The organism is Streptomyces sp. NPDC002669 (genome assembly GCF_042889165.1).
Classification (GTDB): Bacteria; Actinomycetota; Actinomycetes; order Streptomycetales; family Streptomycetaceae; genus Streptomyces.
Genome location: NZ_JBIAQQ010000007.1, coordinates 20,283 through 38,939 on the forward strand (window position 1 = coordinate 20,283; position 18,657 = coordinate 38,939).

The following is an 18,657-nucleotide window of genomic DNA, read 5'->3' on the forward strand; positions in this document are numbered from 1 at the left end:
GCCCGGCCGGGCCGCCGCCCCGTGCGGCGCCTCGCCGGCCGTTCCGTTCCCGCACTGCCGTACCCCCTCCCCATAATGGGACAAGACCGACCCTCTCAGGAGTTGCTGTGACCGGCGCCGATCCCTTGCCTCCGCTGCGCACCCGGCTGCGTGCGCAGCGTCCCCTCGCCTTCGGCGCGGATCCGGACGGTGCCCGGATGGAGCGCATCCGCCGCTCGCCCAACTTCGCCGACGGCGTCTTCCAGAACCCGGTGGGGGCGCGGACCAGGCCGTCCGGTTCCGCCCTGGAGTTCGCCAAGGTCTACTTCCGCAAGGAGGAGCGGGCGCGCCGGGCCCCGTCCGGCACCGTGCCCGTCCATGCCACCACCTACGCCGATCTCGCCGAGCCGCCCGCCACGGGACTGCGGCTCACCTGGATGGGCCACTCCAGTGTGCTCGCCGAGATCGACGGCCGACGGGTGCTCTTCGACCCGGTGTGGGGCGAACGCTGTTCGCCCTTCGCCTTCGCCGGGCCCCGGCGGCTGCACCCCGTGCCGCTGCCGCTCGCCGCGCTCGGGCCGGTGGACGCGGTGGTGATCTCCCACGACCACTACGACCACCTCGACCTGCCGACGGTCCGGGCCCTCGCGGGCACGGACACGGTCTTCGTCGTCCCGCTCGGGGTCGGCGCCCATCTGGAACGCTGGGGCGTGACCCCGGACCGGATGCGCGAGCTGGACTGGAACGAGACCACGCGGGTCGCCGGGATCGGCCTCACCGCCACCCCGGCCCGGCACTTCTGCGGCCGCGGCCTGCGCAACCAGCAGCACACGCTCTGGGCGTCCTGGGCCGTCGCGGGGCCCGAGCACCGGATCTACCACAGCGGGGACACGGGCTACTTCCCCGGCTTCGCGGAGATCGGCGCCGCACACGGCCCGTTCGACGCGACGATGATCCAGATCGGCGCGTACTCCGAGTACTGGCCCGACATCCACATGACGCCGGCCGAGGGCGTGCGGGCCCACCTGGATCTCCAGGGCGGCAGCCCGTCCGGCGTGATGCTCCCCATCCACTGGGGCACCTTCAACCTGGCCCCGCACCCGTGGGCGGAGCCGGGGGAGTGGACGAAGGACGCGGCCGAGGAGGCGGGCCAGGCGGTGGCGCTCCCCCGTCCCGGCGAGCCGTTCGAACCCGCCGGGAAGCTGCCCGCCGACCCCTGGTGGCGCGGGGTGTCCCACCCGATCGCCCACCCGTGGCGCCGGCCCCGGCCGGCCGGGGCGGCCGTCGGGTCGCGCAGCGACGACCTCGACCTCGCGGGCGGGCGGTGACGCCGCTCCGTGCGGCGCGGCGGGACGGCCTACACCTGCTCGGCGGCTCCGTGAGCGCCCGCGCCGACCAGTCCCGTCTCGTAGGCGACGATGACGGCCTGGACCCGGTCCCGCAGCCGGAGCTTGGCGAGGATGCGGGCGACGTGGGTCTTGACGGTGGTCTCGGCCAGGTGCAGGCGGGCGGCGAGCTCGGCGTTGCTCAGTCCCCGGGCGAGCAGGCCGAGGACCTCCAGTTCGCGCGGCGTGAGCGAGGCGAGGTCTCGGTGGAGGGCGGCGGCGTCGCTGCCGTGCCGGGCGAACCGCTGCACGAGGCGACGGGTGATGGCGGGCGCGAGGAGGGCGTCACCGGTACGGATCGTGCGCACCGCCGAGGCCAGGTGCTCGGGGGTGACGTCCTTGAGGAGGAAGCCGCTGGCCCCGGCGGACAGGGCCGCGTACACGTACCGGTCGAGGTCGAAGGTCGTCAGGATGATGACGCGGGGTTCGCCGGGGAACGGGGCCTCCCCGGCCGGGGCGGAGCCGGGGACCCGGGGAGCGGTGAGGATGCGGCGGGTGGCCTCCAGGCCGTCCATCTCCGGCATCCGGATGTCCATCAGGACCACGTCGGGACGGGTGCGGCGGACCGCTTCGACCGCCTCGGCCCCGTTGGTCGCCTCGGCGACGACGTCGATGCCGTCGGCGCCGAGGATCATCCGGAACCCGGTGCGGACCAGGGTCTGGTCGTCGGCCAGGACCACCCGCGGCGGCTGCTCGGTCACGGTGTCTCCAGGGGGATCAGGGCTTCCACACGGTAGCCGCCGGTCAGGCGTCTGCCGGTGCTCAGGGTTCCGTCGTAGACGGCGAGACGTTCGCGCAGGCCGATGAGGCCCCGGCCGTTTCCGGTGTCCGCACCCGCGCCCGGGGGCCCACCGGTGTCGGTGACCTCCACCCGGAGCCGTTCTGGTCCGTGCTCGACGGTCACGCGGGCGGTGGCCCCGGCCGCGTGCTTCATGGTGTTGGTCAGGGCCTCCTGGACCACCCGGTAGACGGCGAGCTCGATGCCGGGCGGGAGTTCCAGGGGCGGGCCGGTCACGGTCACGTCGACCGGCAGGCCGGCGTCCCGTACGCGTCCGACGAGCGTGTCCAGCTGAGCCAGGCCGGGCTGCGGGGTCAGCTCCGTGCCCCCGTCGGCCAAGCCCCCGGCCCCGTCCGCCGGTTCGTCGTCCCCGGCCATGGTGAGCAGGCCCATGACGTGCCGCAGTTCGGTCATGGCCGCTCGGCCGCCGGCCTCGACGGCGAGCAGGGCCTCACCGGCCTGCTCGGGGGCGGTCTTCATGATCTTGCGGGCGGCACCGGCCTGAATGACCATCACGCTGACGTTGTGCGTGACGACGTCGTGCAGTTCGCGGGCGATCCTCGCGCGTTCGTGCTCGACCGCCCGGCGCAGGGTCTCGGCCTGTTCCCGTTCCAGGGCGGCGAGCCGGGCCCGGCCCTCGTCGGTGCGGAGTTTCCAGGTACGAAGACCGAGGGCGGCCCCGGCCATCGGGACCAGGATCAGCAGGACGACGTACTCGTTGGGGACGACCGGTGTCACCGAGTTCCCCGAGGTGCTGACCAGGAGGACCGACACGGGCAGGGCCGCCAGGGTCGCCGTCCGGTACGGGCTGAACACGGCCGCGCTGTAGACGGCGATGACGAACGCGTAGAAGGTCAGCCGCAGGACGCTCTGCGGCGTCGCCAGCGTCGCGGCCGTCACGACGCACAGCACGGCGAGCGGACAGCGGCGGCGCAGCGCCAGGGCACCCGAGGCGACGGCCGCGAGGGTCACCATGAGGACCAGGCCGCCGGTACCGGACGGACGCGGATTCTCGATCCGCACCCCTGGCGCGATCTCGCGCACCACGACATTGCCGACGTTGTCGACGCCGTAGTAGACGGTGACGATTCCGAGCACCAGCGCCAGCAGTACGTCGAACTGCCGGGCGCGCCGGGTGAGTCGCAACGGCGGACCGGCCGGCACCCTGGCGTCGCGGAACGCCCGGCGGACCGAACCCGCCGGCCGCGCCGGTGTCGTACGTACGTTCATCACCGGCTCATTGTCGCCGCCGCCCGATCCGTCGGAGTCCGCCCCGGCGGTCGGTTTCCGGCGCCCGCGTACATCGGGCGCCTACATCGCAGGGATGACGTCAGGGCGGCTCGTCCCGATGCGGTACGGCGAAGGGACCGGGCGGCCGACGCGCGGGAGCCGGGCGCGCTCCTAGCGTCCACGGGGTCCGATGCCCGTGTCGAAGGAGCCCTTTCATGACCATGCCGATGATCGAACTGTGCGAGGTGAGCCGACGGTACGACGACGGCCCGCCCGCGCTGCGGGACGTGTCGCTGACCGTGCGGAGGGGTGAGTCCGTCGCAGTCCTCGGCCCTTCCGGGAGCGGCAAGTCCACCCTGCTCAATCTGCTCGCGGGCCTGGACCGGCCGGACACCGGGACCGTCACCGTGGCCGGGGTGCGCGTGGACCAACTGGGCGAGACCGGGGCGGCGTTGCACCGGCGGAACCGGATCGGCATGGTCTTCCAGTTCTTCAACCTGCTCGACGACCTCACGGTCGCCGACAACGTCGTGCTGCCCGCGCGGCTCGCGGGCATGGGCCGCGCGGAGGCGGACCGGCGCGCGGCGGAGCTCCTGGAAAGCCTCGGCGTCGACCGGCACGCCCGCGCCCGCCCGGGGCGGCTGTCCGGCGGCGAGCGGCAACGCGTCGCGGTGGCACGGGCGTTGATGAACCGGCCGCCGCTGCTCCTGGCCGACGAACCGACCGGAGCCCTGGACACGGCCGCCGGACGGGACGTCGGCGGACTGCTCGCCGACCTCAACGCCGACGGCCAGACCGTGGTCGTGGTCACCCACGACCTCGCCCTGGCCCGCTCCTGCACCAGCCGTACGGTCAGGATCGCCGACGGCCGGATCACCGAGGACGTCCCGTCGCGGGACCTCGCCGCCGGGGCCGCCCGATGAGCGCGCTCGGCGGGGTCGTGCGCTCGGGCATGGGCCGACGCCGGGTGCAGACGCTGTTGATCGGACTCACCACGATGATGGCGGTGGCCGCCTCCGTCCTCGGCGGGACACTCCTCGTGGTCTCCGGCGCGCCCTTCGACGACGCCTTCGCCCGGCAGCACGGCGCACACCTGTCCGTCCGGTTCGACGCGCGCGAGGTGAGCGCCGCACGGCTGACGCGGTCCAAGGACGCCGAGGGCGTCAGCGCCGCGGCCGGTCCCTTCCGCACGGCCACGGTCACCCCGCGGGCCGACGCGGGGGGACCCGGATGGCCGATGACCGTGGCCGGGCGTCCCGGCCCCGGCCACGACGTGGACGAGGTGGCGTTGACCGAGGGGCGGTGGCCCGCCCGCTCCGGCGAGATCGTGCTGTCCGCCGAATCCCCGCAGATCCCGGCCTCGGGCAGGAGGATCACCTTCTCCGGGCTGCCCGGGGAACCGACGCTGACGGTGGTCGGCGTCGCCCGCTCGGTCACCCGGACCGCGGACGCCTGGGTGCTCCCTTCCCAGATGCCGGCGCTCACCGCCTCCGGCAGCGGCGGCTACCAGATGCTCTACCGCTTCACCGGGGCGAGCAGCGCGGCGCGGATCGCCGCGGGCGGCAGGGCCGTGACGGCCTCCCTCCCGGCGGGTGCGGTCGTCGGCGAGCAGTCCTGGCTCACCGTCAGGAAGAACGCCGAGCGCGAAACCGCCCTCTACGTCCCGTTCCTCGTCGCGTTCGGCGCACTGGGCCTGGTCATGTCGGTGCTCGTCGTCGGCAACGTCATCGCCTCGGCCGTCGGCACGGGAACGCGCCGCATCGGCATCCTCAAGGCCATCGGTTTCACTCCGGCCCAGGTCGTGCGCGCCTACGTGGGCCAGGCGCTGATCCCGGCCGCCGTCGGCACGGCCCTCGGGGTGCTCGCCGGCCACCTGCTCGCCGTCCCCGTGCTGGCCGAGGTCGAGGAGGTGTACGGCACCTCGTCGCCGGCCGTCGAGCCGGGGGTCGACCTGGCGGTGGTCGCCGGGATGCTCGGCCTGGTGGCGGCGACCGCGTGGGCGAGCGCCCGGCGGGCCGGCCGGCTGCGTACGGTCGACGCGCTCCTCGCCGGGCGCACCGCGTCCGCGGGGCGCGGCCGGCGGGCGGCGCGCCTGGCCGGGCGGCTGCCGCTGCCACGTCCGGTCGCCCTGGGCCTGGCCCGGCCCTTCGCGCGGCCCGCCCGCACGCTGGCCATGGGCACGGCGATCCTGTTCGGCACCGTCGCCGTCACCTTCACCGTGGGGATGGGCGCCTCCCTCGGCCGGGTGGTGAAGGCCAAGGCGCACGACGCCGCCGACGTGGTCGTACCCGCGCCCGTGCCGGACTTCGGCCCCCGGGGGCCCGTCCCCGGGAAGCAGCGGCCCCGGGCCGATCCGGCCGCGGTCGCCGCGATCGTCGGGGCCGCCGACGGGACCGGGAGGTACTACCGCGCCGCGACGGTCCGGGCGACCGTGTCCGGCCCGAGCGGCACCGTCGACGTGATCGCCTTCACCGGCGACGCCTCCTGGGGCGGCTACACGATGGTCTCGGGCCGCTGGTTCCACGAGCCCGGCGAGGCCGTGGTCCCCACCCCCTTCCTGGCCGCCACCGGCACCCGCGTCGGCGACACCGTCACCCTCGGCGGTCCGGCCGGGCCGGTCACGGTCCGGATCGTCGGCGAGGTCCTCGACCCCCGCAACGACGGCATGCAGGTCTTCGTCGACGCCCCGACCCTCGCGGCCGCACACCCCGACCCGACGGACACGAGCCATCACATCGCGGTCGCCCCGGGCACCGACGTGACCGCCTACGTCACCGCCCTGAACAGGGCCCTGGCACCGCTGGGCGTCACCGCACGGACCGGCGCGCTCCACGGCGGCAGCGACATGGTCCTCACCCTCAACACGCTGTCCGCGATCCTCACCCTGATGCTCGTCGCCGTCGCCGCGCTCGGCGTGTTCAACGGCGTACTGCTCGACACCCGCGAGCGCGTCCGGGAACTCGGGGTGCACAAGGCCCTGGGCATGACCCCCCGGCAGACCGTCGTGATGGTCCTCACCCCGGTCCTCGTGACCGGACTCGCCGCGGGCGCGCTGGGCGTGCCGCTCGGTGTGGCGCTGCACGGGCAGGTCCTGCCGGCCATGGGCGACAGCGTGGGGCTCCGCCTCCCCGGCTCCGTCCTGGCCGTCCACGGCGGGGGCGAACTGCTCGTGCTCGCCCTCGGCGGCCTGCTCATCGCCGTCTTGGGCGCGCTCCTGCCCGCCGCCTGGGCCGCCGGGGCCCGTACCGCCACGGCCCTGCGCACCGAATAGGGGGCCGGACCCGGGACTCGCGGCTCCGGCACCCGAGGCCCCGGCCCCCGCCGGCACGGTCCCGGGGACGGGGGAGCGCGGCCCGGGCCCTGGCAATGACGAGGGGAAGGCCGTGCGGGTGCACGGCTCACCGCTCCGGCCCGTCCGGGACGACCGGGCGGGCCGAGGCGTTCCGGGTGCTCATGGGTTTGCTCCGCTCGGCCGTTCGGGTGGTCGTCGACCGGGCATGGAAGCGGAGTAATCGGTCTTTCGTGCGAGCTCTCATACCAGAGCGGGACGGATGGCGGGCAAGTTCGACAACTGCCCGCCGCGCCCGTGCGATGGACGACTACCGTGTGTTGCCGGTGATCAACAGTGGGCTCATGGAGCCCGAGCCCGCCCGACCGCCCGACCGAGCCTGACCGACCACCGTAGGTGCCACCGCATGGATGCCGATTCCTGGTGCCCCACGTACCGAGGACACTGATGTCTCAACTTCGCGCACCCGCAGCGCGACCGGAACGCCGAGAGGGCGGACGGCACGGCCGACCCGGTGCCCGTTCCCACTCGGCCGCGGCCAGACCCCGCGCCGCCCAGCCGTCCCCCGAGACGCGTATACGCCCCCAACTGCTGCGCACCGCGGTGCTGCCGACCGTCGCCGCGGTGCTCAGCGGGGCCGCAGCGGTCATCTTCACCGTCCGCTCCACGGGAGCCGGGCCGTCCACCGCGCTCTGGATCGCCCTGGGCGCGGCCGGCGCGCTCGCGATCGCCGCGGTGCTGGCCGCGTTCCTCGCCGCCAACCGGGTCGCCACCACCGTCTTCGGACGGTGCCTGGCGCTCCGCCGCGTCAGCGTCCAGGGGCAGGCGGAACTGCAGCGCGTGGTGGAACAGCTCCGCAACGGCGAGCAGGTGTCCGTACGCAAACCCGCCCCGCCCGTCGCTCCGGGAGGCGACGCCTTCGAGCTGCTCGCCCAGGAAATGGGCCGTCAGCAGGAGGCCGCGATGGCCTCGGTCGTCGAGGCGTCCCGGCTCGCCGACCACTCCGGCGAGGACCAGAAGGTCGAGGTCTTCGTCAATCTCGCCCGGCGGCTGCAGTCGCTCGTGCACCGCGAGATCCAGCTGCTCGACGAGCTGGAGCACGAGGTCGAGGACCCCGACCTGCTCAAGGGCCTCTTCCACGTCGACCACCTGGCCACCCGCATCCGCAGGCACGCCGAGAACCTCGCCGTCCTCGGCGGCGCGGTCTCCCGGCGGCAGTGGAGCAACCCGGTCAGCATGACCGAGGTCCTGCGCTCGGCGATCGCGGAGGTCGAGCAGTACCCGAGGGTCAAGCTCGTGCCGCCGATCGCCGGCACGCTGCGCGGCCACGCCGTGGCGGACGTGATCCACCTGCTGGCCGAACTGGTGGAGAACGCGACCGTCTTCTCCGCCCCGCAGACCCAGGTGCTCCTGCGCGCCCAGCAGGTCACCGCCGGGCTGGCGCTGGAGGTGGAGGACCGGGGGCTGGGCCTGCCGGGCAACGAGCAGAAGCGGATGAACGCACTGCTCGCCGACCCCGACCAGGTCAACGTGGCCCGCCTGTTGCAGGACGGCCGGATCGGGCTGTTCGTCGTCGCGTCCCTGGCCCGTCGGCACGGCATCGCGGTCCGGCTGCAGAGCAACATCTACGGAGGCACCCAGGCCGTCCTCGTCCTTCCGCAGACCCTGCTGGGCGGGGACGGGGACAGCGGGGAGGGCAACGAGGCGGCCCCGGCCCCGCAGCAGGGGGCCGTGCACCACCCGCCGGCCGAGCCCGGCGGCCACCACCGGCCGGACCGGGCCCCGGGCCCGTCCCCGGACCCCGTGCCGGGACCGCGGGCGGACACCGCCCCTCAGCCGTACGTCCCCAGCCAGTCGCTGCGTCTGCACCAGACGCCCGAGCCGGCACCGGACCGGGGCGAGGCCCCGCCGCCGCTCCCGCTGCGCGCGGACCGGCCGGCACCGGACGGGCCCCGTCCCGAGGCCGAGGCCCCCGGAGCCCCCCGGCCCGAACCCGGAGCGGTGCGCGGCACCATGAACCGCCCCCAACTGCCCAGGCGCACCAACCAGGAACACCTGGTCCCGCAGCTCAGGGAGGCACCCGCGCCGCGCACCGAGGACGAGCAGGCCCTGCACGACCCGGGTCTCATGGCGGCCTTCCGCCGGGGCATCGAACTCGCCGAGGCCCGCACCGAATCCGAGTCCGAGGCGGACACCGCCCGGGAACCGGACCCGGCCCCCGAGGCACGGACGGCCCCGCAGACGTGGCAGACCCGGGCCCCGCTCGAACCGCTGCCGGTACGCGGACGGAACACGACCGCCACCCCGTACCCGGTCCCCGGCACGACCCCGGGCCCCGGAACGGGCGCGGCCCCGGCCGACGACCCCCTCGAAACGAACCCCTCCAAGGAGTAGATGCACCATGGCGACCGATATGCCGTCCGGTCAGGTCTCGGACCTCGACTGGCTGCTGAGCGGACTGGTCCAGCGCGTCCCGTACACACGCAGTGCGGTTCTCCTCTCCGCCGACGGGCTGGTGAAATCCCTCCATGGCATGGACGCCGACAGCGCCGACCACATGGCGGCGCTGGCGGCCGGCCTGTACTCGCTGGGCCGCAGCGCCGGCGCGCGCTTCGGCGACAGCGGCGAGGTGCGTCAGGTGGTGGTCGAACTCGACTCGACCCTGCTGTTCGTCTCCACCGCGGGTTCCGGCACCTGCCTCGCCGTCCTCGCCGGACGCGAGGCGGACGCGGCGGTGCTCGGCTACGAGATGACGATGCTGGTCAAGAGCGTCCGGCCCTACCTGATGACGCCGACGAGACAAGCGGCCGGCACGCCGAGCCCCACGGGACTGTGAGGGTGTCGGTCCAGCAGGACGGGCCGCTGCTCGACGACGCGGCGGGCCGGCTGATCCGCCCGTACACCGTGAGCAACGGCCGTACCCGTCCGACGGCCGTGCTCGATCTGCTCTCCCTGGTGATGGCCACGGGCACCGAGCCGCAGATCCACCTCGGGCCCGAGCACTCCGTCGCGCTGGGGCTGTGCGGCGGCCCCACGTCGGTGGCCGAGATCGCCGCCCACCTGCGGCTGCCCGCGGTCGTCACCAAGGTGCTCGTCTCCGACCTGGTCGACTGCGGAGCAGTCACCGCGCACCCGCCCGCCTTCCAAGACATGCCCACCGACCGATCCCTGCTGGAGGCAGTGCTCGATGGCTTACGACGACAGCTCTGACGACTTCGGCAGCCCCGCCGCGTACGAGAACACCGCGGGCCCGGAGGGCTACGGCGGCCCGCAGGGCTACCCGATGCCGCAGGGCTACGGAGGAGCTCAGGGTTACGGCGTCCCGCAGGTCCATGGGGAAACCCAGGGCTACGGAACTCCGCAGGGCTACGGAGCACCACAGGGGTACGGCGTCCCGCAGCCCTACGGAGAGGCCCAGGGCCCCGGCGTCCCGCAGGACTACGGGAGCGGTCAGTACTACGGCGACGCGCACCACTACGGGGACGCCCGGGAGCGGGGAACCGCCGGGGCGGAGTTCGGGGCGGTGCCCTCGCAGGGCGCACCGGACTACGGCACCGGGCCGGGGCACGGCGAGGCGCAGGACCACGGAGCCGGACCGGAGTACGGCGGCTCCGATGGCGCCCAGGACCCCGCGGGCCCTGCCGGCACCACCGGTCCCGCCGTCTGCGAGGGCTTTCCCGTCGCGCTCAAGGTTCTGGTGGCGGGCGGATTCGGCGTCGGCAAGACCACCTTCGTCGGCGCGGTCAGCGAAATCGCACCGCTGAGCACGGAAGAGCTGCTGACCCAGGTCAGCGCCGCGACCGACAGCCTCGACGGCATCGAGTCCAAGACGTCCACCACGGTGGCGATGGACTTCGGCCGGATCACCCTCGACGAACAGCACGTGCTCTACCTGTTCGGCACCCCCGGCCAGGAACGTTTCTGGTTCATGTGGGACGAGCTGTCCCAGGGGGCGCTGGGGGCGGTCGTGATCGCGGACACCCGCAGGCTCGCGGACTGCTTCGCCGCCGTCGACTTCTTCGAGCGGCGCGGCATCGGATTCATCGTCGCGGTGAACGAGTTCGACGGCGCCTTCCGCTACGCGCCCGAGGAGGTGCGCGCCGCGCTCGACCTGGGGCCGGACGTGCCGGTGGTGCTCTGCGACGCCCGGATCGCCAGCTCGGGAACCGGTGCCCTGGTCACCCTGGTCCAGCACCTGATCAACGCCACCTCGGCACCGGCCCCGTTGACCGGCTTCGGGGCCCACCCGTGACCCGGAGTACCACCCGACGGATGCTGATCACGCCCGTCGACCGCGACGCCCCGGTCCGCACCCGACGGCTGCGGACCCTGGGGCTCGGAGAGCGTGCCGACGCGTCCTTCGACAACTTCGACGCCTTCGCCGACAGGGTGGCCGAAGTGACCGACGTGCCCTTCTCGATGGTCAACTTCATCGACGGGAACCGGCAGTTCTTCGCGGGACTGCACACCCCGACCGGCACGCACAGGGGCTCCGACCTCGGGGCCGCGGCCGCGGGCAGCAGCCGCGGCGGCCGGTACGTGGCGCTCGACCGCGGCTACTGCCCCCACGTCGTCGTACGGCGCAAGGCGCTCGTCCTGGAGGACGTCTGCGACTATCCCCGGTTCGCCGGCAACCCGGTCGTCGACGAGATAGGCATCCGCTCCTATCTCGGAGCCCCCCTCATCGACCGCACGGGCGTCGCCCTGGGCGCCGTCTGCGCGGTCGACACGGTGCCCCGCCCGTGGGGCAGGGCAGGGCTCGACACCATCAAGTCCCTGGCGCGGGAACTCGTCGGACACATCCACCGGCGGGAGGAGAACGGCATCGGCATCTGAACCGGTCCCGCCCACCCGGCCCGCGGCCGGTCCCACCGGCCGACCGGACCGGTCCGCCCCGCCCGTCGTGCCGCCTCAGACCTCGACCGTCGTACCGTCCAGGAAGGTCAGCACCACCGAGTCCGCCCCCGCCCGCACCCGCACCGCGTCGCGCAGCGCCTCCGGATGCACGGTGTCCCGGGACAGGGCGACCAGCGAGACATGGACGCTGCGACCGCCCGGATGCGGACGGCTGCGCAGATACGGGACCGCGGAATGCGGACCGTATGCGTTGGACTGGACGTCACGCGCCACGGCGGCCCCCTCGGCGCCGCCGTCCCAGCCGTGCAGCGCGATCAGGGCGCTGCTCAGCCCCTCGACCGTCCGGGCGAGCGCCCAGTCCGGCCCCGACACGGCGAACGGGCTCTGCGCGTGCGCGACCGCGTAGCCGCCCTCCCGCACCACCGCCCCCTCGGGCGCCTCGACCCGGTGCACCCGGATCTCCCACGGACCGTGCAGCACGCTCGTCGTCTCGATCCGGTACGCCCGCTCGTCGCCCGGCAGCCGGGCCGCGTACCAGGAAGCGGCGACCCGGTCCGCGCAGCGCAGCGGATGGATGCGGCGGCGCCGTGACGGGGTGCCGTCCGGGGCCACCAGCGCCAGGTGCCCGTCGATCGAGCGGGACACCGCGTGCGGGGCGGCCTCCGGAGCCGTCGCCGTCGAGAAGGCGAAACCCGCGTAGTGCGGATCGGCCGTCCCCTCGGCCGGGTCGGCCGCCCCGTCGTACGGCGGATTGTGGTCGCTGCCGTGGTTGACCAGCCGGACGATGCCGTCGTCGCGGGTGCCGTGCAGCAGCCAGCCCGGGGCGGGCAGCGCCGTGTACCGGTCGGACTCCTCGACGGGCAGCGGGAGTTCGCGCGCCGTCCACACCGCGTGGTCCGCCGGGAGCAGCAGTCCGAGGAAGCCCTTGCTCGCCCAGTACGGCGAGGCGGGACCGGAGTACGGCTGGGTGCTCGGCAGGAACGTGTCGTACCAGCCCAGTGTCAGCAGCCCGCGCTCGTCCGGCACCCCGCGCTCCACGAAGTGCCGCATCGTGCCCGAGGCGAGCCGGCGGGTGAGCCCCGGCGCGAGCGGGGTGCAGTCGGCCAGCGCCCCCATCCACACCGGCGCCAGGGCGGCGAACCGGTAGGTCAGCGAACGGCCCTGGTGCACCGGGGCGCCGTCGGCGCCGAAGAAGTGCTGGTAGTCCTCCAGGAACCGGCCGAGCCGCTGCCGGTAGACCTCGGTCCTGCCTCCGTCGTCGGCCCCCGCCATCCGCGACCACAGCAGCGGGTACAGATGCATCGCCCAGCCGATGTAGTAGTCGAAGTTCCGGCCGTCGCCGTCGGTGTACCAGCCGTCGCCTACGTACCAGTCCTCGATCCTGTCCAGGTTGCTCTCGATGTCCGACCGGCTGTACGGGGCGCCGACCGAGGCGAGGAACTGCTCGGACACCACCTGGAAGAGCCGCCAGTTGTTGTCCCAGGTGCGTCCGCCGACGAATCCGGAGAACCAGTCGACGACCCGCTCCTGCACCCGGGCGTCCAGCCGGTCCCAGATCCACGGCCGGGTCTCGTGCAGCGCCACCGCGACCGACGCCGCCTCGACCATCTGCTGCGAGCAGTCCGTCAGCCGAGGCCACGCCTCCCCGCTCGCGGGGTCCGTGCCGGCCGCCAGCCCCGCCGCGTACCGCTCGACCAGCGCAGGGTCGGCCCCCCCGCCCGCGCCCGCGATGCGGCAGGCGGCGAGCAGGAACGACCGGGCGAAGCCTTCGAGACCGTCCGAGACGACCCCCGACCAGCTGCCGCGGCCGGGCAACCGGTACTGGGCGAGGCCGGGGGTCGCGTACGGCACCAGGGCGTCCAGCAGCCGGTCGGCCGTCGCCTCCCAGTGGGCCCTGGTCCAGCCGGTGCGGGAGGACAGGAGCCGGTCGGGCGGCGGCAGGTGCAGATGTGGTGCGACGGACACGGTGGTGCTCCTCGGAACGGGGGTGCGGGGACGGATCAGCGGGAAAGCACGGCTCGGTGGGTGTGGCCGCGGGAGCCGCCGACGGCGACGGTGAGCACGGGCCTGCGGCCCGGGGCGACGCTCACCGAGGCATCGGCGTCCAGCACCGACCGCACCGGGAACGGCAGCTCGACCGAGAGCGTGGTGAGCGTCCGTCCCGGATCCGCGACCGCGACGCGGACCCGCCCGCCGTGGTGCTGCACGAGCACCGACGCCGGGCCCGACGCGGTGATACCGGCGGCCGTCCCGGCGCCCCAGAAGTGCACGGCGGTCAGCCCCGCCCGGCGCACCTCCACGGCCTGCGCGGTCGCGTCGTCGGCGACGATCCGCACCGGCCGGGACCGCGCCCAGGCGGCGGTCGCCACCGCCGAGGCGCCGGGCAGCAGCACATAGGAGTAACGGGCGTCGGTGGGGGAGGTGCCGTGGTCCATCCACAGCGTCAGATAGCGGCGGGTGACGGGTTCGGTGCCGCCGCCGGTGTCCGCACCGGAGTTGATGTCCCGCCAGGTGCCGGTGCGCTGTTCGCGCAGGGCGTGCAGGGTGGTCCGTTCGGGGAACACATAGCCGCCCACCCCTTCCACGTGCGCCCACCGGGCCCCGTCGAACTCATGGGCCCAGCCCTGCTCGACGGGCTGGCGGACGCCGTCGACCAGCAGCCGGTGGCGGCCGTCGGCGCCCAGGTTGCGGTTCTCCACGACCGTCTCGATCCGGCGGCCGTCGGTCGCCGTGATGCCCGCCCCGAGCGCGATCACCGCGTTGTCCAGCAGGAACCACGACTTCCTGGCCCGCAACGTGGTGTCCGGGGCGCCGAGCACCTCCATCGCGGCCGTCACATACCTGCCGTCCAGCACGGCACCGCCCGCGACGGCGTTGGACGGGCGGTGGGTGGACGTGCCCGAGCCCGTGCCGAGATCGGCGCGCGGCCGGGTGTCGACCGTGGTGCCGGGCAGCCGGTACGGGTCGACGGTCGGCCAGAATCCGTCGTTGTACTGCCGCAGGTCGTCGCCGTCGTACAGGTACGTCATGCCGTCGCCGGTGTACCAGCCGTGCAGGTTCTCGCCGTTGCCCGCCTCGTACGCCGAGATCCGGTTCGACGACAGCGACAGAGCACAGGCCCAGCCGGGGCGGCGGTGCACCACGCGGTCCATGTCGGCGAAGACGTAACTGCCGGTGCCGCGGGGGCCGGCGGGGACGGTGTCGTCGTCCAGGACGGCCTTGGCCAGGGCGAGTTGGGGCAGGGTCGCGAGGGTCCCGAAGGGGGTGGCGCGGTTGCGGACCAGCCAGCCCTTGACCAGTGCCCGCCAGCGGTCCGCGTACGCGGCGGGGGCGCCGGAGGCCAGGAGCAGGATCGCCGCGAGGGCCGCCGCGCCGTCGCGGTGGTCACCGGCGCGTTCCCGGGAGACCGCCCGGCCGCGCACCGCGTCCATCATCAGCCCGTCGAAGACCACCGGGGCGAAGGTCCGCTCGACGGCCTCATACATCACCGAGACCTTCGGGTCGGTCACCGCCCACTCGGAGCCGGCCAGCAGCGCCAGCAGCTGGGCCGTGCCGCTGAGCAGCACGACGCCGTACGTACCGGTGTAGGCGACCACGTCGTGCTGGACGAACGAGCCGTCCTCGTAGAACCCGTCCCCCGAAGCGGTGTACCGGAAGAGGCTGTTGCGGCCCGCGTCGCGCACGTCGGACAGCGCGTCGCGGGCCGAGACGAGCTTGCCGGGGTCCCGCCCCAGCAGCCCGCGCAGCGCCACGACGACCGCCTTGTCGGTGCGGTTGGCACCGGTCTCGGCGAGCGCGGGGTAGTTGGTGCGGCGGTCCGCGTCCGGGCAGAACCGGTCGACGACCGCGAGGTAGTCCGCGAGGTCGGCCGCGGGAAGCCGGTCACGCAGGACGACGGCGCAGTCCATCAGCGCGCGCGGGGCGCCGATCTCCCAGAACCACCAGTTGCCGGTCTCGGGCCTGGTCGGGTTGTACGCGGTGTCGTGGGTGAAGCGCAGCGCCGCGACGAGGGCGTCCGCCACCTCGGCACTGCCCGCGAAGGAGGTGCCCGAGGTGGCCCAGGCGATAGCGAGGGTGCGCAGCCGGGTGTAGCTCTGGCCGAAGTTGCCCGGGGCGGTGAGCGGTGCGAGGTCGGACCAGAGCGCGGTGCGTCCCGCGCCGCGGTCGAGGGTGTCCCACAGACCCCGTGCCGTGGTGTCCAGGGCCGCGACGGCGGCGGCGAGGTCGGGGTCGGCGGGGTCGGGGACGCCGCCGGTGAGCAGGGTTTCGGCCCGCCGGAGCAGGGTGTCGAAACCGACGGCCGCCTTGTCGGCCGCCTCCGGCGCGGCGGGGGCGGCGAGGGCGGTGCCGGGCGCGGCCAGCAGGGCGGTGGCGGTGGTGGCGCCGCCCGCCATCAGGAGGGTTCTTCTGCCGAGGTCCACGATGGACTCCTTGTCGCGGCGGTCAGTCGGCCAGGGCGGACGGGTCGACGAGGGGCTTCGGGAGGTTGAGCGCGGCCAGCTCGGCCCGGCCGACGGCATCGATCGGGAACGCCCAGGTGTGCACGAAGAAGTCCGTCAGGTCGTGACCGGCGACCCGGCTGGAGTACGTGGCCAGGGCCCGGTAGCGCTTCTCGTTCTCGGTGTAGTGGGACTGCGGGTTCTCCTCGCGGACCAGCCGGTGCAGCCGGGGCCAGAAGTCCTCGCCGAAGGCCAGCTCCAGCTGGCGCAGCGGGACGAGCTTCTCGTACGCGCCGAAGGACTTCTCGTACGTCAGCCCGGGTGTGCCGAACTTCTGCCGGGCGGACTGGAAGGGGTTGAGGCCCGTCTTCGGGTCGACGGTGAGGAGGTTGGACGGCTGTCCGAGGGTGCGCTGTGCGGCCAGCGAGTAGATGTTGACCGTGACCTCGGTCAGGCCGCCGGGCTTGTACGCCATCTGCTGGTGCAGGTGGCCGAGTTCGTGGTACAGGCCCCAGCCGCGGGTCCGCAGCCCCTCCACGGTCGTGGCCCGGTCCAGATAGGCCCGCGGGAAGCCGTTGTAGCCGTGCGTGGCGTAGGCGCCGACGCCGCTGGGCACCTTGCTGACCTCGGTGAAGTGGTACGGGCCCGCCTTGCGTCGGTGCACCGGCCGCGAACCGTCCAGGCCGCTGATCCGGGCGTGCGACTCGATGATCGTCTCGACCAGTTCGAGCAGCGCCGCGTGGTCCTGGTCCCGGTACAGCAGGGCGCCCTCGCGGGTGAGCGTCATGATCGTGCGCGGCGCGTGGAGCTCCACGTACGGCGAAGCGGTGAGGGTGTCCAACTGCCGCTGGTAGTCCGCTTCCGAGGTGCGGCCCAGGGCGAAGACCGGCATGGGCGCCGCGCCGGAGCGGAACAGCACGCCCGCCTTCTCGCCGTTCCCGGTCAGGGTGAGGTAGACCGGACCGCCGTGCGGGTCCGTCACCGTGTTCGCGCCCTCGACGAGCGGATAGCCGCGGGGCTCGGTGATCTCGCCGTAGTAGTCCCAGGCGCCGATCCAGAGGGTGGGCAGCAGACCGTCGTACGCCTGGACCGTGAGGGAGAGGGGTGCGCCGCCGGGGACGTACAGGCCGGTGGGCCGGAACTCCGAGCCGCGCAGGGCCTGTCCGAGCCGCAGCCGCTCGGCCTCGGCGGCGGGCCGGGCGGTCACGGTCAGCCCGACCGGGCGTGAACCCGGGTGCCCGGCGGTGGTGCCGGCCCCGGCGGCCCGGGCCGTTCCGGCGCCGAGCGCGAGCGCCGCGCCCGCCCCGGCCACCGCGGCGAGAACGCGACGACGGCCGACGGGGAAAGCGGCGGCGGACGTGGTGGAGGGCGCGACGGAAGGCGTGGTGGAGGAGCCGGCGGATTCGGTGGACATGCGCATGCGGAACTCTCCCTGCGAACGAGTGAGGGGCAGAAGGCGTGCGGAACGAGTGCTGCTCGGCGCCAGCATGTAAGCGGTTGCTATGGAGAGGCAAGAGGAGGTGGGGAGTTACTGTTATTTTCTATGGCCGACTGCGGACAGGCAGGAAGTAACCGGTCACATGCCGGTGGACCGGGCGGAACGCGGCGCGACGGAATCGCGTACCACGATGTGGGTGCCGAGCCGCAGTGCGCCCGTGGTGGGCTCGCGCCAGTCGTCCTCGTCCCCGCCGGTCACGGCGAGCCGCACCGCCTGACGGCCCATCTCCTCCAGCGGCACGTGGACGGTGGTGAGGCGCGGCCGCAGCTCCTGGGCCACCGGGATGTCGTCGTACCCCACCAGGGACACGTCCTTCGGGATCCGCACCCCGGCCTCCTCCAGCGCCTGCGCCGCGCCCGCCGCCACCATGTCGTTGGCGGCGAACACCGCGGTGAACTCCGGCCCGTCCCGCAGCAGTTCGGCCATCCGTCGGTGGCCGAAGCCGCGGCTGAAGGCGCCGGGGTGCACCAGGTCCGGATCCGGCGCGATCCCGCGCAGCTCCAGGGCCCGCCGGTGGCCGGCCAGCCGGTCGCGGGTGGTGGAGAGCTTCGGCGGGCCGCCGAGGTAGAGGATCCGCTCGTGCCCCTGCATCAGCAGGTGGTCGGTGATGGCGAAGGCGCCGCCCTCGTTGTCGTACTCGACCGCGACGGTCGGGGCCTGCTCGCCCAGCGGCGGCCTGCCGCACAGCACCAGTTTCGAACCGCCCGCGTCCAGTTCGCGGGCCCGGCGGGCCAGTTCGGTGGTGTAGCCGCGGTCCGCGATGGAGCCGCCGACCACGACCACCGCGTCCGCCCTGCGCTCGTGCATCAGGTCGATGAAGGCCAGTTCGCGCTGCGGATCGCCCTGGGTGCAGCAGACCAGGCAGAGCCGTCCGCCCAGCGCCGCCTCCCGCTCCACCCCGCGCGCGATGTACGCGTAGAACGGGTCGACGACCTCGTTGACGATGATGCCGACGGTGCGGTTGGAGACCCCGGCCAGCGCGCGGGCGTGGGCGTTGACGACGTAGCCGAGCTCGCGCATCGCGGCCTCGACCCGCTCCCGGGTCGCCTCCGCGACCGGGTAGTTGCGGTTCAGCACACGGGAGACCGTGGCCGTCGATACGCCCGCGCGCCGCGCGACGTCGGTGACCGTCGCGCGCCGTTGTCCGTCCGCGGCTGTGCTCTGCCGGCGCATCCGGCTCACCCCCTGGAGGCTGTTGTGTG

14 protein-coding genes are annotated in these 18,657 nt (G+C 74.0%); 8 read left to right on the plus strand and 6 right to left on the minus strand.

The window, feature by feature from the left end:
• Positions 1 to 107 precede the first annotated feature (107 nt).
• Positions 108 to 1,307, plus strand: coding sequence for an MBL fold metallo-hydrolase (locus ACFYW1_RS12795; RefSeq protein ID WP_388990843.1), 1,200 nt, complete (start codon positions 108 to 110; stop codon positions 1,305 to 1,307).
• Between the two features lie 29 nt (positions 1,308 to 1,336).
• On the opposite strand, the gene ACFYW1_RS12800 is transcribed toward ACFYW1_RS12795, so the two are convergent.
• Both ACFYW1_RS12800 and ACFYW1_RS12805 read right to left on the minus strand, forming a co-directional pair.
• Positions 1,337 to 2,065: a response regulator gene (locus ACFYW1_RS12800; RefSeq protein ID WP_388990845.1), complete on the minus strand. Its 729-nt coding sequence runs from the start codon at positions 2,063 to 2,065 to the stop codon at positions 1,337 to 1,339.
• Positions 2,062 to 3,372 (minus strand): sensor histidine kinase, encoded by a 1,311-nt coding sequence (locus ACFYW1_RS12805; protein WP_388990847.1) that lies wholly within the window; start codon positions 3,370 to 3,372, stop codon positions 2,062 to 2,064. Before ACFYW1_RS12805 ends, ACFYW1_RS12800 begins: the two co-directional genes overlap by 4 nt.
• 215 nt (positions 3,373 to 3,587) lie before the next feature.
• On the opposite strand from ACFYW1_RS12805, the gene ACFYW1_RS12810 reads away from it, so the two are divergent.
• From ACFYW1_RS12810 to ACFYW1_RS12840, 7 genes are all read left to right on the plus strand, one after another.
• The gene (locus tag ACFYW1_RS12810; protein WP_388990849.1) at positions 3,588 to 4,295 is read left to right on the plus strand and encodes an ABC transporter ATP-binding protein; all 708 of its coding nucleotides are present in this window, start codon (positions 3,588 to 3,590) and stop codon (positions 4,293 to 4,295) included.
• The gene (locus ACFYW1_RS12815; RefSeq protein ID WP_388990851.1) at positions 4,292 to 6,643 is read left to right on the plus strand and encodes an ABC transporter permease; all 2,352 of its coding nucleotides are present in this window, start codon (positions 4,292 to 4,294) and stop codon (positions 6,641 to 6,643) included. Before ACFYW1_RS12810 ends, ACFYW1_RS12815 begins: the two co-directional genes overlap by 4 nt.
• 465 nt (positions 6,644 to 7,108) lie before the next feature.
• On the plus strand, positions 7,109 to 9,055 hold the full coding sequence (locus tag ACFYW1_RS12820; protein ID WP_388990853.1) for an ATP-binding protein: 1,947 nt from the start codon (positions 7,109 to 7,111) through the stop codon (positions 9,053 to 9,055).
• A 7-nt stretch (positions 9,056 to 9,062) separates the two neighbouring features.
• On the plus strand, positions 9,063 to 9,497 hold the full coding sequence (locus tag ACFYW1_RS12825; protein WP_148840873.1) for a roadblock/LC7 domain-containing protein: 435 nt from the start codon (positions 9,063 to 9,065) through the stop codon (positions 9,495 to 9,497).
• Positions 9,498 to 9,499: 2 nt separating this feature from the next.
• The gene (locus ACFYW1_RS12830) at positions 9,500 to 9,871 is read left to right on the plus strand and encodes a DUF742 domain-containing protein (RefSeq protein ID WP_356932511.1); all 372 of its coding nucleotides are present in this window, start codon (positions 9,500 to 9,502) and stop codon (positions 9,869 to 9,871) included.
• A gap of 484 nt (positions 9,872 to 10,355) precedes the next feature.
• Positions 10,356 to 10,913 (plus strand): ATP/GTP-binding protein, encoded by a 558-nt coding sequence (locus ACFYW1_RS12835; RefSeq protein WP_388991412.1) that lies wholly within the window; start codon positions 10,356 to 10,358, stop codon positions 10,911 to 10,913.
• A gap of 20 nt (positions 10,914 to 10,933) precedes the next feature.
• Positions 10,934 to 11,497: a GAF domain-containing protein gene (locus ACFYW1_RS12840; RefSeq protein ID WP_388990856.1), complete on the plus strand. Its 564-nt coding sequence runs from the start codon at positions 10,934 to 10,936 to the stop codon at positions 11,495 to 11,497.
• Between the two features lie 75 nt (positions 11,498 to 11,572).
• Here ACFYW1_RS12840 and ACFYW1_RS12845 read toward each other — a convergent pair whose 3' ends face one another.
• From ACFYW1_RS12845 to ACFYW1_RS12860, 4 genes are all read right to left on the minus strand, one after another.
• Complete coding sequence (locus tag ACFYW1_RS12845) at positions 11,573 to 13,483, minus strand: DUF2264 domain-containing protein (RefSeq protein ID WP_388990858.1); 1,911 nt, start codon at positions 13,481 to 13,483, stop codon at positions 11,573 to 11,575.
• Positions 13,484 to 13,518: 35 nt separating this feature from the next.
• Positions 13,519 to 15,939: a polysaccharide lyase 8 family protein gene (locus tag ACFYW1_RS12850; protein ID WP_388990860.1), complete on the minus strand. Its 2,421-nt coding sequence runs from the start codon at positions 15,937 to 15,939 to the stop codon at positions 13,519 to 13,521.
• Between the two features lie 22 nt (positions 15,940 to 15,961).
• Positions 15,962 to 17,377, minus strand: a complete 1,416-nt coding sequence (locus tag ACFYW1_RS12855) for a M60 family metallopeptidase (RefSeq protein WP_388990862.1) — start codon at positions 17,375 to 17,377, stop codon at positions 15,962 to 15,964.
• A 156-nt stretch (positions 17,378 to 17,533) separates the two neighbouring features.
• Complete coding sequence (locus ACFYW1_RS12860; RefSeq protein ID WP_388991414.1) at positions 17,534 to 18,628, minus strand: LacI family DNA-binding transcriptional regulator; 1,095 nt, start codon at positions 18,626 to 18,628, stop codon at positions 17,534 to 17,536.
• Positions 18,629 to 18,657: the final 29 nt, after the last annotated feature.